12 protein-coding genes are annotated in these 15,461 nt (G+C 56.1%); 9 read left to right on the top strand and 3 right to left on the bottom strand.

From position 1 onward, the window contains the following. Positions 1-420: 420 nt before the first annotated feature. A complete protein-coding gene (locus ABLO27_RS13925; protein WP_353033550.1) occupies positions 421-1,659 on the top strand; it encodes a metallophosphoesterase in 1,239 nt (412 codons plus the stop codon). Positions 1,660-1,878: 219 nt separating this feature from the next. Then, positions 1,879-3,039 (top strand): ATP-grasp domain-containing protein, encoded by a 1,161-nt coding sequence (locus ABLO27_RS13920; protein ID WP_353033549.1) that lies wholly within the window; start codon positions 1,879-1,881, stop codon positions 3,037-3,039. 23 nt (positions 3,040-3,062) lie between these two features. Here the strand turns inward: ABLO27_RS13920 and ABLO27_RS13915 are convergent, their stop codons facing one another. The 3 genes from ABLO27_RS13915 to ABLO27_RS13905 all read right to left on the bottom strand — a co-directional run bounded on the left by ABLO27_RS13915 (position 3,063) and on the right by ABLO27_RS13905 (position 5,468). Continuing rightward, positions 3,063-3,593, bottom strand: a complete 531-nt coding sequence (locus ABLO27_RS13915) for an Hpt domain-containing protein (RefSeq protein WP_353033548.1) — start codon at positions 3,591-3,593, stop codon at positions 3,063-3,065. Between the two features lie 94 nt (positions 3,594-3,687). Then, positions 3,688-4,500: an NAD kinase gene (locus ABLO27_RS13910; protein WP_353033547.1), complete on the bottom strand. Its 813-nt coding sequence runs from the start codon at positions 4,498-4,500 to the stop codon at positions 3,688-3,690. 173 nt (positions 4,501-4,673) lie between these two features. After that, a complete protein-coding gene (locus tag ABLO27_RS13905) occupies positions 4,674-5,468 on the bottom strand; it encodes a trypsin-like serine peptidase (protein WP_353033546.1) in 795 nt (264 codons plus the stop codon). A gap of 687 nt (positions 5,469-6,155) precedes the next feature. Between ABLO27_RS13905 and ABLO27_RS13900 the strand changes: the two genes are divergently transcribed. The 7 genes from ABLO27_RS13900 (at position 6,156) to nirD (ending at position 15,430) form a co-directional block, all read left to right on the top strand. Then, positions 6,156-6,743 (top strand): ANTAR domain-containing response regulator, encoded by a 588-nt coding sequence (locus ABLO27_RS13900; protein WP_353033545.1) that lies wholly within the window; start codon positions 6,156-6,158, stop codon positions 6,741-6,743. Positions 6,744-6,783: 40 nt separating this feature from the next. Continuing rightward, complete coding sequence (locus ABLO27_RS13895; RefSeq protein WP_353033544.1) at positions 6,784-7,893, top strand: CmpA/NrtA family ABC transporter substrate-binding protein; 1,110 nt, start codon at positions 6,784-6,786, stop codon at positions 7,891-7,893. A gap of 376 nt (positions 7,894-8,269) precedes the next feature. Further along, positions 8,270-9,670 (top strand): CmpA/NrtA family ABC transporter substrate-binding protein, encoded by a 1,401-nt coding sequence (locus ABLO27_RS13890; protein ID WP_353033543.1) that lies wholly within the window; start codon positions 8,270-8,272, stop codon positions 9,668-9,670. A gap of 92 nt (positions 9,671-9,762) precedes the next feature. Beyond that, positions 9,763-10,845 (top strand): ABC transporter permease, encoded by a 1,083-nt coding sequence (locus tag ABLO27_RS13885; protein ID WP_353033542.1) that lies wholly within the window; start codon positions 9,763-9,765, stop codon positions 10,843-10,845. Positions 10,846-10,858: 13 nt separating this feature from the next. Next, a complete protein-coding gene (locus ABLO27_RS13880; protein ID WP_353033541.1) occupies positions 10,859-12,619 on the top strand; it encodes an ABC transporter ATP-binding protein in 1,761 nt (586 codons plus the stop codon). Between the two features lie 16 nt (positions 12,620-12,635). Continuing rightward, positions 12,636-15,089, top strand: coding sequence for a nitrite reductase large subunit NirB (nirB, locus tag ABLO27_RS13875; protein WP_353033540.1), 2,454 nt, complete (start codon positions 12,636-12,638; stop codon positions 15,087-15,089). Further along, positions 15,086-15,430, top strand: a complete 345-nt coding sequence (gene nirD, locus ABLO27_RS13870; protein ID WP_353033539.1) for a nitrite reductase small subunit NirD — start codon at positions 15,086-15,088, stop codon at positions 15,428-15,430. Before nirB ends, nirD begins: the two co-directional genes overlap by 4 nt. The last annotated feature ends 31 nt before the right edge of the window (positions 15,431-15,461 follow it).

Raw genomic sequence — 15,461 nt, 5'->3', positions numbered from 1 at the left:
TCGAAGCGATGTCAGCCAGAGGTTGAAAGCTGTGCTCCCGGTCACATTCAAAAAACAAGCATGTTTCGCTTTTTGCTCAGAAACTCCTGGACATCGGTGGGGTTTCGGGGCTGCCGTCTTCAAGAACGGTCGCACGCTTCAAATGCTCCCGTTTCAGAAGCCCTGGGGAGCGGTGATGGGGTATTAGAAACGCGATTCGATAAAACCTGCCGAAAGCCAGCTTTGCTCTCATGACACTTCAGATCATCGATCGCAATTTTTGAACACGTGGCACCAGTCCGACCCATCTATTACCAATATTTCACTGGTATACGTCTCTAAGCTAACTAGATCTTGGGCACGCAAACCGAATGCTCAGGATCGTTTCCTGGCGGTCTCCGCAGTCGTCTTGCAAGACATGACAAGTGACGGGAGGACCCCATGAGAACCGTTTCAACGCTATGCATAGTGCTGTTTGCCGGATCGGCGCACGCGGATGTGCTTCACCACTGGACCCAGTTGAACGACGGTCGTTCGCAAAGTTTTCGGGCGATCGTCAGTGACGACACTTGCCCCGCAATCGAGATCGATGGTGCACTGCATCAGATGTCCGTTCGAGCTGGGGTCATGCCTGATTTTCCAAATCTTGTTTGTGAGTTCGCAACCGACAAACCGGTTGCCAGTGCACAGGTGAACACACTCCGTTTCCCGGTGCGACCGGAGCGCGCGGACAGGATGGTGGTGGTCGGTGATACGGGCTGCCGTTTGAAGGACGGGTCACCGGTCCAGGCTTGCAACGACCCGGAGGAATGGCCGTTTGCGACAATATCGGGCTCGATTGCAGAAAAAGAGGCCGATTTAGCGATACATGTCGGAGACTATTACTATCGCGAAACCGAGTGTCTGGATCCTGACATTTGTGGTGACACATACGGCGACACCTGGCGAACCTGGGAGGCCGACTTCTTTGCACCGGGGCAGGCCATGCTCAGTGCACATCCTTTCGTCTTCGTGCGTGGGAACCATGAAAACTGCAATCGCGCCTGGCTTGGTTTCGACCGGTATCTGGCCGCGGAGCCCATGCGCGACCCGCTGATGTGTGACAACTATCAAGCGCCATTTGTGGTCGAGTTTGATGATCTGCAGCTGCCTGTCATCGATAGCTCTACGCGTGACCGGGATACCTATACCTGGGACAGGCTCCGTGCCATGCAGGAGCAATTCACTGATGTGTTGCCTCGGCTCGACAGGGAGACGCTCGTCCTGACCCATACGCCCCTGTGGGGCTATGGTAGCAAGAAGCGGGAGTCCGATGAGCTGGAGACGCTTGAGTCCATTCAGCGCGATGCTTTTGGCGACATGCTGCCGCGCCTTGTTTCCGGTGTGGTTGCGGGTGATTTGCACTTTGCGCAACTCGTTTCCACTTCTGGCAATCCTGTTCAGATTACGTTCGGAAACGGCGGCGTGTGGCTCTATACGACCCCCGAGGGACGCGTTGATGACCTTCAGGTGGGCCACGGTGTGACAGGCGATATTTTCGGCTTCAATCAATTCGGCTTCGGGATGATCGAACGTGTGGCGACCGGATTGGATGTCACATTTTTCGATCAAACAGGTGAAGCAGCGGTAAAATGCACAGCGCCGGCATCCGTCGAAACCTGCGCACCTGAAGGCGTTTGAAACAACCTCTCGTCAGAAACGATAACAAACGACCATGCCGGAAGGGAACCAGCCGTTTGTGCAACGGCATTGCCATTCCGGCATGGCGTCAATGCCTCATATGCTCCAGCATCTGCGGACTTGATCTCCCACCGCAGTTCCATTTGAGATTGATCTCGTGTTCGGTTTCAATGGTCCGGGCGTAATTGCGAGGGCGTCATCACGTAGGGAGAGAAGCTAATGTCCGAAGGCAAGCGCATTTTGGTCACGGCCGGGAGGTTCATGCCTGCAACCGGTATTGTGCATGCTCTGCACAAGGTTGGCGCTGCCGTTGAGGTTGCCGATAGTTTCGATGTCGCCCCAGCTCTGCATTCCCGGTTTATCGACAAGGCCCACATTGTTCCTGCCGCTTCACAGGATCCGGTCGGATATACCAAAGAAATCGCAAGGATCGCGCGCGATCGATCCATCGACCTGATACTTCCGACATTCGAGGACGGATTTTATCTCGCTCGTTATGCTGATCTATTGCCCGTACCAAGATTTGCAGCAGATTTCGACGTGCTGTCAGAGCTTCACGACAAGGCGGCGTTCGTTGGCGTCTGCCAGAGATTGGGATTGAAAACACCGCCGACGAAAATCGCGACCAGTCACCAGGAGCTTGTCGAAGCTATCGCTGGATTTGACGACTTCTTTGCCCGGCCGGCTTTCTCGCGCGCCGGGATCGGCCATCTGACAAACCATGGCAAGGAGCTGGACAGCGAGAAACTCGAAAGATGCAATCCGACAAAGACTAATCCCTGGCTTGTTCAGGAGTTTGTCGAAGGAAGAGACACATGTGTCATGTGCATCGCGCGCGATGGAAAGCCGGCTGTCATTGCTGTTTATGAGCCTGCAATTGCCGCTGGCGGCGGTTATTCGGTTCGATTTACATCGATTGAGGACCCTGCGGCCATCGATATCGTGTCGACGGTTTGCAGCGCCTATGACTACACCGGATTTATTGGATTTGATTACCGGCGAACGGAAGATGGACCAATCTTGATGGAGTGCAATCCGCGCGTCACTGCGGGTGTGTTTCTGACGGATGAAAGCGTCATCGGCGATGCCATATTAAATGAGCGCGAAACCCTGCTTCACGCTCCGTCCGGAAAGTCCCGGCAGTATGACTCATATCTCGTTTACGGGCGTGCAACCGATCAATCCACCCGGGAAATCGTCAAAAGTTTGTTGTCTTCTAAAGACGCTCTGATCTCGCAGCGCGATTATCTGCCGTTTGTGTATTCGTTCATGGCGCGCTCGAAATACAAGCACCAGGCTTATGAGGAGCACAAATCGTTTTCCGATATCTTCCTCGGAGACATCATCTGGGATGGCTCACCGCTACCGGATGCGCATTGAATGGCCAGACTCGAAGCTCGTGTTCAGTTGTCCAATTCATCGTTCCTGGATGGGAACTGACCCAGGAAGTCGTTGGTTACGGTCTCCAGAGTTTCCAGCAGCTCCACGCCGGTCTTGTTGGCATCGTCCTTGGCGCCTTCAAGCACCATGGCCCGAATTGCCTCCACATAGCGTTCCATGAGCGGCATGGGCAGCTTCTCCGGTGAGGGAACTGTTTCGATCAGGTGGCAGAGACTGGAGGCGACCTGCCCCACGAGCGGAAAGCCGAGGGTCAAGGCTTGGCCCTTGATGTTGTGCGCGGCCTGGAACAGGGTTGCTAGCGTCTCTTCCGACATTCCCCTGGACTGAACCTCGCTCCAGGCGCTCATCAGCGCCTTGGTTTCGTTGTCCATCCAATTGCCGAAGTGAGGCGACAGCCGGCTGAGTGCTGCCTCGGCGGCTTTCACCGGATCAAACTTCTTGGCTTCGCGCGGCGTTAGCTCGCGAACCTTGCTGCGTAGATCGGAAGGTGGCGATACGATTTCGTATTCTTGTTCCTTGGCGGCGTCAGCCATGACAGCGGTTGTCCTTGTCTCGCGAGGCAGCAAAGAATTTTTGCCTGCCCGAGTATCGGCAAACATACTTAACAGGCTGTTTCCAGCCTGCGCTCTAGTACCGGAACATTTCCGTCAGAATGCGTTCGTCCCAACCATGGTCGGAATCGAACATGATAACGCCCTCGGTGGTCGTGGCTTCGCTGACGGAAACATGCTTCACACGGCGAATTTCCGTGTGATCAGCCGATGCGCTGACAGGACGTTTTTGCGGGTTGAGAATTTCAATGTCGACCTTTGCCCAGTTGGGCAGCAAAGCACCGCGCCAACGGCGGGGGCGGAAGGCGCTGATTGGCGTCAGGGCCAGCAACTGAGCCGTGATCGGCAGGATCGGGCCGTGGGCTGACAGGTTATACGCTGTGCTGCCGGCGGGGGTGGCAACCAGGCAGCCGTCGCAGATGAGTTCTTCCAATCTAACCCTGTCATCCACGGAGATCTTGAGGCGAGCTGCCTGCGAGGTCTGGCGCAACAGCGAAACCTCGTTGATGGCCAGAGCCTTGTGTTCCGTGCCATCCTCGTCCGTCGCGGTCATTTCGAGAGGCCGGATCGTCGTGATATCGGCTTTCATGAGCCGTTCTACCAGATCGTTGTTCTGGTATTCGTTCATCAGAAATCCGACCGACCCGCGGTTCATGCCGTATATGGGTTTGCCGCTGTCCATATGCGCGTGAAGCGTTTGCAGCATCAGTCCATCGCCGCCCAGGGCGACAATGACATCTGCCTCTTCTGCCGAGACATTGCCGTACCGGGTCGACAAATCCTTCAGCGCAGCCTGGGCTTCATTTGTGTCGCTGGCGACAAATGCGAGCTTCTCCGCCGCTATCGGGTGGAGGTGCGAGTGCTGAGGAGGGGGCGCAGACTGGTTCATTGTCAAACGGATCTTTGCGGCTTCAATTTCTCTGGCTGTCCAAGAACTTAATCGAAATTTCCTGGTTAGCGGGAGACGACAGATAGCACCATAACGGGCAATGTCGCCAAGGGGCAGAAAAAAATTCAACTTCCCGCGCCTTGTTGCGGCCGTTCGTCGAAAGAGAAGCCGGTTTATTGCGACTGGGTTCCGCCAGAAGGGCAAGTGGCGTTTTCCAGGAAGTCTCGCCACTCCAGAAAGGGAACGATGACCGAGCGCTGGTCATCGATCTTAGCCGAAGTCAGACCTGCAACACGCAGTCCTTCCGGTGTCTTCAGGAGGAAGGGGCCGCCGGATGCTCCGCTTTCTGTCGGGCAATCGGTAACCCAGCTGTTCTGGGCAACGCCCAGTATCTTGCACGATGGGACTACCGTCGGCAGGAAGCTGCGGCTTCGCCTGTAACCAACCGACTGAAAGCGAGTGGTCTTGTTAAACAGCGCCAGATCCTCCAGCTCCAAAGGAGGAACAGGGGCAAGTGTGCTCTCCTCCTTCAGCACTATGATGCCGAAATCGTTGCGAATGTCCTGGATCTTGATGCGTCCCTGGGGGGCATAATCTTCCGGTGTCAGGATGCAATCAGCCTCCAGTCTGGCGGCATATTCGTCCCGCCGGACACCAGCGATGAAAAGCAGTTCATCGGTTGGCAGGTGTTTCTTCTTCTTGGCGTTGTAGAGGCAATGTGCGGCGGTGAGCACAATTTTCGGTGCAACGAGTGTTCCGCTGCACATTGAAGTGGTTCGGTAGCCGGCGAAGTTTACGCGTCCAATGGAGTGCCAGGGAAATTCCGTGCTGTCGATAACCTTCAACTCAGTTTCTGCAACAGCTGCCTGCCAAGGTGGCGTCGCGACAATGAGCGTTGCCGTCAGTGCGAGGATTGCGAGCAGCAAAGCCGGTTGATTGGAGTGGTGAAAAGGTTTCAAAAATCTCATACCGACGATCTGTTGTATCTGGTTGCCAGCTGTTTTGAGGTGCAGCGGAAATTGATTTCAATTTGGAAACACACTTCATTATTGGGCAAGAAAAATGTTTCTGCCAAGTGGCGGACACATGTTCTTTGGGGCTGGTTCTCCACCGTCCGTAAGTCACGATGATCTTCGCTTTGAATTCTGTTCTCGCGATCGTGACGAGTGCTCAAGCGTCACTTATGTTGTCCGGTTAGCGAAAACTCTTCGTATCAGGTGACATTCTGAACTCGTTGGATGATCCAAGATATCCGGCTAGGCAAGTTGAGTTAAATCGCGATTTTATCGAGTGCGATATTATTTCTGGTGCGCGGAAAATGCCGAGATTAAAAGGATATGCATCCACGTAATTGAATGGGGAGCTGTCCCGGCTCCGTTGCATCGTATGCGATTAAGGCGCTCTCAAGCTTATTCTTCGGCTCGATGGTATTGCTGACTGATCGGGGGGTGGTGCGTCGATGCCGGGTTGTCGTTACGGCGCCTGCCAATGTTTGTGGGAGTGTTGGGTCTTGTGCGATTGAATCGCATCAGATCAGGCTTGCGAAATTTGCTTCCCGGGCTTTTGGTGTTGCTTTTGTCCCTGCCTGTGGAGATTGCCTTGCTGCGCTGCAGCAAATTTGTTGCGTAAAAAATAGCCTTGCGCATAATAGAGGCATGAGCGGTGGGCTGACCATACTTGTCATAGATGAAAACCGGATGCGCGCTTCGATCATCGAGCAAGGGTTGCGCGATGCCGGGCATGAGAAAGTCATTCTCGTGCACCTGATGGAAGGGCTTGTCAGACGCATCGCCGACGTCAATCCGGATGTGATCGTCATTGACCTTGAAAATCCAAATCGAGACTGTCTTGAGCATATGTTTCAGGTTTCTCGCGCGGTTCACCGACCAATTGCGATGTTTGTCGACAGCGCTGACAGTCATTCTATCGAGGCAGCAGTCGATGCTGGGGTCTCTGCCTATGTTGTTGACGGTCTGAAGCGGGAGAGGGTGAAGCCGATCCTGGAAATGGCGATCAGCCGGTTCCGAGCGTTTTCGAAACTCGCCCAGGAGCTGGAGGATGCTCGAACCGAGCTTGCAGACCGAAAGGTCATCGACAAGGCCAAGGGCATTCTCATGAGATCCAAGGCACTTTCGGAGCAGGAAGCTTACAATCTCCTGAGGCGTACGGCCATGAGTCAGAACAGGAAGATCATTGATGTCGCGCAGAGCCTGCTGATCGCCAGCGGACTGCTGGGAGACTGAAAAGCCATGGATACTGTGTTGGTTCGGAAAGTGGAGATAAATGGCTAGTCAGACAACTCAGGTTATCGCCGGCTTTATTCCTCTTCTCGATTGTGCCGTGCTTGCTGTGGCATGTGAGAAGGGCTTTGCCGAGCAGGAGGGAGTTGCACTGAAGCTCGTGCGTGAGACTTCCTGGGCCAATATCCGGGACAGGATCGCGGTTGGTCATTTCGACGTTGCGCACATGTTGGCCCCAATGCCGATTGCCGCCAGCCTGAACCTGACGAGTCTCGCGGTTCCGATGCTGGCGCCAATGTTGCTTGGCCTTGGCGGAAACGCGATCACCGTTGCCCGCTCACTCTGGATGGAGATGAAAACGGAAGGAGCCGGTATTGGTGGTGATCCTGTTTCAACAGGTAAGGCGCTGGCATCGGTCATAAGTGCCCGCCGAGTTTCCGGAAAACCGCCGCTGCATTTTGGTGTGGTGCATCCGTTTTCCGGGCATGCCTATGAACTGCGCTATTGGCTGGCTGCAGCCGGGATAGATCCTGATCGCGATGTTGAAATCACGGTTCTGGCACCGCGTTTGATGGCCGATGCGCTCGCGGCTGAACAGTTGGACGGCTATTGCGTTGGTGAACCCTGGAATACAGCGGCGGTGCTGGCAGGCACCGGCCGGATCGTCACCTACAAACAGGCGATCTGGCCCGACAGTCCGGAAAAAGTTCTTGGTGTAAGCAAAGCTTGGGCCAATGAAAATCCCGAGTTGTTATCCAGTCTTCTCAGAGCTTTGTCGGCGGCGGCCGACTGGTGTGCGCTGCCGGATAACTCGATCGAGCTGGCAGAGCTTCTTTCCAAAAGGGAATATTTGGATGTACCAGCGCAATCATGCCTTCCTGCGCTTACGGGACGCATGAAGTTCGGAAGGGAGGCCGAGAATTTGGTGCCCGACTTCCTTTCCTTTGCCGGGCGCGTGAAAGCGATGCCCTCAGTGGCTCACGGCAAATGGTTTTACGATCAGATGGTGCGGTGGGGGCAGGTTGACCCTTCCGACGAAGCTCTCATGCTTGCGCAGGAAATTTTCTCTCCTGATATTTACAGTGATGCGCTGAACTTGCCGCTCCCGAACAACAAGCGTGACGTTCGGTTGTTTGATGGTGTCGAAACTTAGCTTTCGCTTGTCACTTCGAGTGATGCTCAGTTTGAAGTCATTTCGTTGCGCTGCACAAAAAAAGATCAATTGCCTTTTGTATTAGCCGATTAAACATGCAGTTCCTGAAATGACGGGGATGACGTTTTCTTTTTTATGTCTCTGAAATTAAACGAATAAATTCGATTTTTCGAAGTTGGCACGCTTCCTGCTTTTAAAGTTCCGTGGCCAACGTTGGCCCAAATTACAAGGCGTCCACTGCAGGGCGCACAGGCAAAGCCGCCGATCTGACTTGCATGCTTCCTCCTCCCACGCGTGCAGGGCCAGTCGGCGGCTTTTTGTTTGAACTCTGCCTCGCGGGAAATGCGGGGAACAGAAGAGGGAACAGGACGTGACAATGGCAAAACCAAGGAAAATCAGTCACCGGCTTGCGCTTGGCGCCTTGATGGCAGCCTCGGCACTGGTGCCTTCAAACAGCGCATTTGCCGAAACGCTGGACGTGGAGAAGGACGAACTCACCTTCGGGTTCATCAAGTTGACGGACATGGCGCCGCTCGCGGTCGCCTACGAACTCGGGTACTTCGAGGAAGAAGGGCTGTTTGTGACGCTGGAACCGCAAGCCAACTGGAAGGTTCTGCTCGATCGCGTCATAACGGGTGAACTGGATGGTGCGCACATGCTCGCCGGTCAGCCGCTCGCAGCAACCATCGGCTTTGGGACCAAGGCGCATATCGTTACTCCATTCTCCATGGATCTGAACGGCAACGGTATTACCGTTTCCAACGACATCTGGGAAATGATGAAGCCGCATCTGGAGATGCAGGATGACGGCAAGCCTGTCCATCCGATCAAGGCAACCGCGCTTAAGCCGGTGGTTGACCAGTTCATAGACGAGGGCAAGCCCTTCAACATGGGCATGGTGTTCCCGGTCTCCACGCACAACTACGAACTGCGCTACTGGCTGGCATCCGGTGACATTCACCCGGGATTTTATTCGGACGCGGACATTTCCGGCCAGATTCAGGCCGATGCGCTTTTGTCCGTGACGCCGCCGCCGCAAATGCCTGCAACGCTCGAAGCAGGCACGATCTACGGCTATTGCGTTGGTGAACCGTGGAACCAGCAGGCGGTTTTCAAGGGCATCGGCGTGCCGGTCATCACCGACTACGAAATCTGGAAGAACAACCCGGAGAAGGTCTTCGGCCTGACCCAGGAATTCACTGAGACCTACCCGAACACCACGCTTGCTCTCACCAAGGCTCTGATCCGCGCAGCCAAGTGGCTTGACGAGAATGACAATGCCAACCGCATGGAAGCCGTCGAGATCCTTTCACGTTCGGAATATGTCGGTGCGGATGCGGAAGTGATCGCCAATTCCATGACTGGCACCTTTGAATATGAGAAGGGCGACAAGCGCGATGTTCCGGATTTCAACGTCTTCTATCGCTACTTCGCGACTTACCCCTACTACTCCGACGCCGTCTGGTACCTGACACAGATGCGTCGCTGGGGTCAGATCTCGGAGCACAAGCCGGACAGCTGGTACGACGAGGTCGCAAAGTCCGTCTATCGCCCGGATATTTACCTGAAAGCTGCCGAGATGCTGGTCGAGGAAGGCCATGTCTCCAAGGAAGACTTTCCCTGGGATTCCGACGGTTACCGCGCTCCGACACCCGCCACCGACATCATTGACGGCATTCCTTACGACGGCAAACAGCCAAATGCCTATATCGACAGCCTTCCAATCGGGTTGAAGGGCAAGCAGGTCGTCGATGGAAACGAGGTCGTGGGAGGATAACGGCCCCAAACTGGAGCGGCGTTCGAAACCTGCGCCGCTCTCTTTTTCCAAAAGAACTTGAATACCGACTACACGAGACAAGGACGCACAAAATGGCCAATGCCGATACCGCAGGCGGTCAGGATCTTGCCCGCGCCGCGCGCCGGGAAAAGCTCTTCACACGAATAAACAAGGCTGCCGGCTGGCTGGACGCCCTTGGCCTGTCCTGGACCGTGCCGCTTCTGAAGATGGCAGCGGGTGACAATCCGAAGGAGCAGCTTGGCGAGCTCAAGCGTGTGCTTGTGATCCCACTATTGGGCATCGTGGCGTTTCTCGTGCTCTGGGGGGCATTGGCGCCTCAGGTGCAAACCTCCCTTGGCGCTGTGCCAGGACCGGTGCAGGTTTGGTCGCAAGCGATCAATCTGTGGGACGATCATGTTCGTGAACGCAAAAAAGCCGATGCCTTCTATGAACGTCAGGACATCCGCAACGCCAAATTCGAAGCCGAAGGCAAGACCGACAAGATCAAGTGGCGCACCTATACGGGAAAGCCGACTTATATCGACCAGATCGGCACGTCCCTAAAGACCGTTGGTCTTGGTTTTCTGATCGCGACGATCATCGCGGTTCCACTTGGTATTGCTTCGGGACTGTCTCGAACGTTCAACGGCGCAATCAATCCATTGATCCAGATTTTCAAACCGGTGTCGCCGCTCGCCTGGTTGCCGATCGTGACCATGATCGTCTCGGCAACTTATGCAAACCCGGTTGACTGGCTTTCCAAGTCGCTGCTGATCTCGGCCGTGACCGTAACGCTCTGTTCCATGTGGCCGACCCTGATCAACACGGCGCTGGGCGTTGCCTCGGTGGACAAGGATCTGATGAATGTCGGCCGCGTTCTTCAGCTGCCGACCTGGAAGACTGTCACCAAACTGGTGCTGCCGTCTTCCTTGCCACTGATCTTCACCGGACTGCGGCTATCGCTGGGTGTTGGCTGGATGGTGCTGATCGCCGCTGAAATGCTGGCGCAGAACCCCGGTCTCGGCAAGTTCGTCTGGGATGAGTTCCAGAATGGATCTTCCCAATCGCTTGCAAAAATCATGGTTGCTGTTCTGACCATCGGCATCATCGGCTTCATGCTGGACCGGCTGATGTATGCGTTGCAGCGCGCCTTCACTTTCTCCGCAAATCGCTAAGGAGTGAAGGACCATGTCATTTCTTGAAATTTCGGCCCTGTCGAAATCCTACGGTGAAGGTGCTGCCCGGACTGACGTTTTGGAAGATATCAGTCTCAAGGTGGATGAAGGCGAGTTCATTGCGATTGTCGGCTTCTCCGGTACGGGCAAGACCACTCTCATTTCGCTGCTGGCTGGGCTGATCGAGCCGGATCAGGGCGGGGTGATCTTCAAGGGCAAGGAGATTGACGGACCGAGCCCGGATCGTGGCGTCGTCTTTCAGTCCTATTCGCTGATGCCTTGGCTGTCGGTTGCCGGCAACGTGGCGCTTGCAGTCGACAGTGTCTTCAAGAAAAAGAGTGCGACTGAGCGCAAGGCGATCTGCGACAAATACATCGAGATGGTCGGACTGGGGCACGCGAAGGACCGCAAGCCGGCGGAGCTATCCGGCGGCATGCGCCAGCGTGTTGCCGTGGCGCGGGCACTTGCGATGCAGCCCGAGCTGCTGCTTCTGGATGAGCCGCTTTCGGCGCTGGATGCACTGACCAGGTCCAAGCTTCAGGACGAGTTTGCAGCCATCTGCGAGGAAGAAAAGAAGACCATCGTTCTCATCACCAACGATGTGGACGAAGCCATTCTCTTGGCAGACCGGATCATTCCGCTGAAACCGGGAACACCGGCAACGCTCGGACCTGAATTCAAGGTGCCGTTCAAACGCCCGCGGGACCGAGGTGAACTCAACCACGACGAAGCGTTTATCCAGTTGCGCGCGGAAGTGACCGAATTCCTGATGGAAGCCGGGGCTGAGCGTGGAGCGGATCTGGAGCGGGACATCGTATTGCCGAACATCGTACCGATCACCCAAAGGCCGAAGGGTGTCGACAAGCTGCCTGCTGCCTATGAGCGTGCGTCCGAAGGGGGGCATCAGGACCGCTATCTGGAGTTTTCACAGCTCAAGAAAGTCTACCCCACACCCAAGGGGCCTTTGACCGTTGTCGACGGTTTCGAGCTGAAGATGAAGAAGGGTGAGTTCATCACCCTGATTGGACATTCCGGCTGCGGTAAATCAACGGTGCTTTCCATGGTGGCCGGGCTCAATCCGATCACGCAAGGGGCGATTGTACTGGATGGTACCCATGTCACTCAGGCCGGGCCGGACAGAGCTGTGGTGTTTCAGGCACCGAGCCTGATGCCCTGGCTGACGGCCTACGAAAATGTCGAACTGGGTGTCGACAAGGTCTATCCGGATGCCTCGAAAGCCGAGAAGCGCGACGTCATCGAGTATTACCTTTCCAAGGTCGGCCTGGCAGATGCCATGCAGAAGGCGGCTGCTGACCTTTCCAACGGCATGAAACAGCGTGTCGGAATCGCAAGGGCCTTCGCTCTTTCGCCGAAACTGCTGCTGCTGGATGAGCCTTTCGGCATGCTCGACAGTCTGACCCGCTGGGAACTTCAGGACGTTCTCATGGACGTCTGGAAGCGAACGCAGGTGACCGCGATCTGTGTGACCCACGACGTCGATGAAGCCATCTTGCTCGCTGACCGGGTGGTGATGATGTCCAACGGGCCGAATGCCCGGATCGGCAACATCATGGAAGTGGATCTTCCGCGTCCGCGTTCACGCAAGGAGCTGCTGGCGCACCCGGATTACTACGCCTATCGCGAGGAGCTTCTTGACTTCCTGGAAGCCTATGAGGGTGGTGCGGATCCGAGCGAAGAACAGTTGAAATCCATCCAGGCGAAACGGGCTGCCCGAATGGTCCGGCAGAAGGCCGCGATAGAAGCCGCCGAATGAAGCCGTGAGGGATAATATGACCAAGAAAAAACTGGTAATCGTCGGCAATGGTATGGCTCCCGGGCGGATGCTGGAATACCTGTTCGACAAGGATAAAGACGTCTATGACGTCACCATCTTCAACGCCGAACCGCGGGTGAACTACAATCGCCTGATGCTGTCTCCGGTTCTGTCCGGCGAGAAAACCTACGAAGACATCATCACGCATGGCGACGACTGGTATGCGGAAAATGATGTCACGTTGCACAAGGCGGCTCGTATCAGCAAGATTGACCGGGATAGCAAAACGGTCACCTCGGAAAACGGCATTTCCGCTTCCTACGACAAGCTGGTGATCGCTACAGGGTCCAGTCCCTTCATCATTCCACTGCCGGGCAAGGACCTGGACGGTGTTCTTACCTATCGAGACCTGGATGACGTCGACCGCATGTTGGAAGCCGCTCGGAGAGGCGGACGCGCCGTTGTCATCGGCGGCGGTCTGCTGGGTCTCGAAGCAGCCGCAGGACTGAAAATGCAGGGCATGGAGGTCACTGTTCTCCACCTCATGCCGACCCTGATGGAGCGACAGCTCGATCCGGCTGCCGGTTTCCTGTTGAAAGAAGAATTCGAGAGCCGCGGCATAAACGTTCTGACCGAGGCCAACAGTCATGAAATTGTTGATGACGGTAGGGGCAGGGTCAAGGCGATCCGGCTGAAAGACGGCACAGAGATCGAGGCCAGCATTGTTGTCATGGCTGTCGGTATCCGCCCGTCTGCCGATTTGGCGAAGTCGGTGGGCCTGGAGATCAATCGGGGCATTCTCGTCGGTGATGACATGCGCACCAGCGACAAGGATATCTTCGCGCTGGGCGAATGCGCTGAACATCGTGACATGTGTTATGGCCTTGTGGCGCCGCTTTACGAGATGGCCGAGGTCATTGCCGATAACCTGCTGGATGGTGCTGCTGAATACTCGGGATCAGTGACCGCGACCAAGCTGAAGGTGACCGGCGTCGACCTCTATTCGGCTGGTGATTTCGCCGAGGGTGACGACCGTGAGGAAATCGTTCTGCGGGATGCCTCGGCGGGTGTCTACAAGCGCCTGGTGCTGAAGGACAACAAGATCATCGGGGCTGTCCTTTACGGGGAGACCTCGGACGGTCCCTGGTTCTTCGACATGCTCAAAAAGGGGGCGGATGTCTCCGAAATGCGGGAGACACTGATCTTCGGCCAGGCGTATCAGGGGGGCGCCCCCCTGGACCCTACGGCGGCCGTTGCAGCCTTGCCGGATGATGCGGAAATCTGCGGCTGCAACGGCGTTTGCAAAGGAAATATCGTTACTGCGATCAAGGACAAGGGGTTGAACACGCTGGACGATGTGCGAGCGCATACCAAGGCGTCGGCGTCCTGCGGTACCTGCTCCGGGCTTGTCGAACAGCTCATGCAGGTGACGCTTGGCGATGCCTATAATCCGGCTGCTGTCACGCCCATGTGCGGCTGTACGCCGCTTGGTCACGACGAAGTTCGCAGGCTGATCAAATCCAAGGAACTGAAGACCATCCCGGCGGTCATGCAGGAGCTTGAATGGTCCACTTCCGGCGGGTGTGCCAAGTGCCGGCCGGCACTCAACTACTACCTGGTTTCCGACTGGCCGGACGAATATGCCGACGACTACCAGTCGCGGTTCATCAACGAGCGTGTCCACGCCAACATCCAGAAGGACGGAACATACTCGGTGGTGCCGCGTATGTGGGGTGGCATGACTTCATCAAAGGAATTGCGGGCGATCGCCGACGTTGTCGACAAGTTCAACATTCCGGCGGTCAAATGCACGGGCGGCCAGCGCATCGACATGCTCGGCATCAAAAAGGAAGACCTGCCAGCGGTCTGGGCTGATCTTGGCGAGGCCGGATTTGTGTCCGGGCAGGCCTATGCCAAGGGGCTTCGCACCGTGAAGACCTGCGTCGGCTCTGACTGGTGTCGCTTCGGAACGCAGGATTCAACTGGCCTCGGTGTCACGCTTGAGAAGTTCATGTGGGGCTCATGGACGCCTGCCAAGCTGAAGCTGGCCGTCTCTGGCTGTCCGCGAAACTGTGCCGAGGCAACCTGCAAGGACATTGGGATCATCTGCGTCGACAGCGGCTACGAGATCCACTTTGCGGGTGCGGCCGGTCTCGACATCAAGGGAACGGAAATTCTCGGGCTTGTGAAAACCGACGAAGAGGCGCTGGAGCATGTTGTGGCGCTGACCCAGATGTACCGGGAGCAGGGGCATTATCTGGAGCGGATCTACAAGTGGGCCAAACGCATCGGATGTGACGAGATCAGAAGCCAGATCATGGACGATGCCGACAAGCGCAAGGCCTATTTCGACCGGTTCGTCTTTTCCCAGAAGTTTGCGCAGGTGGACCCGTGGTCAGAACGGGTTTCAGGCAAAGACAAGCACGAATTCAAGCCCATGGCAGTGTTGCAAGCGGAGGCAGCCGAATGAACGCGGAAACCAGAAACTGGGTCGCCATTGGGAACCTGTCCGAAATACCGCGCGAAGGTGCCCGGGTGGTAAAGACGGCTGCAGGTTGCATCGCGGTCTTCCGGACAGTTGATGACGATGTCTATGCCATCGATGACAGGTGCCCGCACAAGGGCGGACCGCTCAGCCAGGGCATTGTTCATGGAACGTCGGTCACGTGTCCCTTGCACAATTGGGTTTTCGACCTGGCAACAGGTCTCGCCAAGGGGGCCGATGAGGGCTCGGTAGCAGTTACTGCAGCAAGGGTTGAGGACGGCAAGGTGTTGCTTGCCGCCGACGATCTGGCGCGGCGCGGCGGATAGGAAGCCGGTCTTCAACATGAACCCATCAAGC

Origin of the sequence: Roseibium sp. SCP15 (assembly GCF_040329435.1) — a bacterium.
Taxonomy (GTDB): Bacteria; Pseudomonadota; Alphaproteobacteria; order Rhizobiales; family Stappiaceae; genus Roseibium.
Note: the sequence above shows the minus strand (reverse complement) of the source record. Positions and strands in the feature narration are given on the sequence as shown.

Coding starts and splice junctions, on each gene's coding strand:
- ABLO27_RS13900 (WP_353033545.1), top strand. CDS start 6,156: ATGAGCGGTGGGCTGACCATACTTGTCATAGATGAAAACCGGATGCGC.
- ABLO27_RS13920 (WP_353033549.1), top strand. CDS start 1,879: ATGTCCGAAGGCAAGCGCATTTTGGTCACGGCCGGGAGGTTCATGCCT.
- ABLO27_RS13915 (WP_353033548.1), bottom strand. CDS start 3,593: ATGGCTGACGCCGCCAAGGAACAAGAATACGAAATCGTATCGCCACCT.
- ABLO27_RS13910 (WP_353033547.1), bottom strand. CDS start 4,500: ATGAACCAGTCTGCGCCCCCTCCTCAGCACTCGCACCTCCACCCGATA.
- ABLO27_RS13890 (WP_353033543.1), top strand. CDS start 8,270: ATGGCAAAACCAAGGAAAATCAGTCACCGGCTTGCGCTTGGCGCCTTG.
- ABLO27_RS13925 (WP_353033550.1), top strand. CDS start 421: ATGAGAACCGTTTCAACGCTATGCATAGTGCTGTTTGCCGGATCGGCG.
- nirB (WP_353033540.1), top strand. CDS start 12,636: ATGACCAAGAAAAAACTGGTAATCGTCGGCAATGGTATGGCTCCCGGG.
- ABLO27_RS13885 (WP_353033542.1), top strand. CDS start 9,763: ATGGCCAATGCCGATACCGCAGGCGGTCAGGATCTTGCCCGCGCCGCG.
- ABLO27_RS13895 (WP_353033544.1), top strand. CDS start 6,784: ATGGCTAGTCAGACAACTCAGGTTATCGCCGGCTTTATTCCTCTTCTC.
- nirD (WP_353033539.1), top strand. CDS start 15,086: ATGAACGCGGAAACCAGAAACTGGGTCGCCATTGGGAACCTGTCCGAA.
- ABLO27_RS13905 (WP_353033546.1), bottom strand. CDS start 5,468: ATGAGATTTTTGAAACCTTTTCACCACTCCAATCAACCGGCTTTGCTG.
- ABLO27_RS13880 (WP_353033541.1), top strand. CDS start 10,859: ATGTCATTTCTTGAAATTTCGGCCCTGTCGAAATCCTACGGTGAAGGT.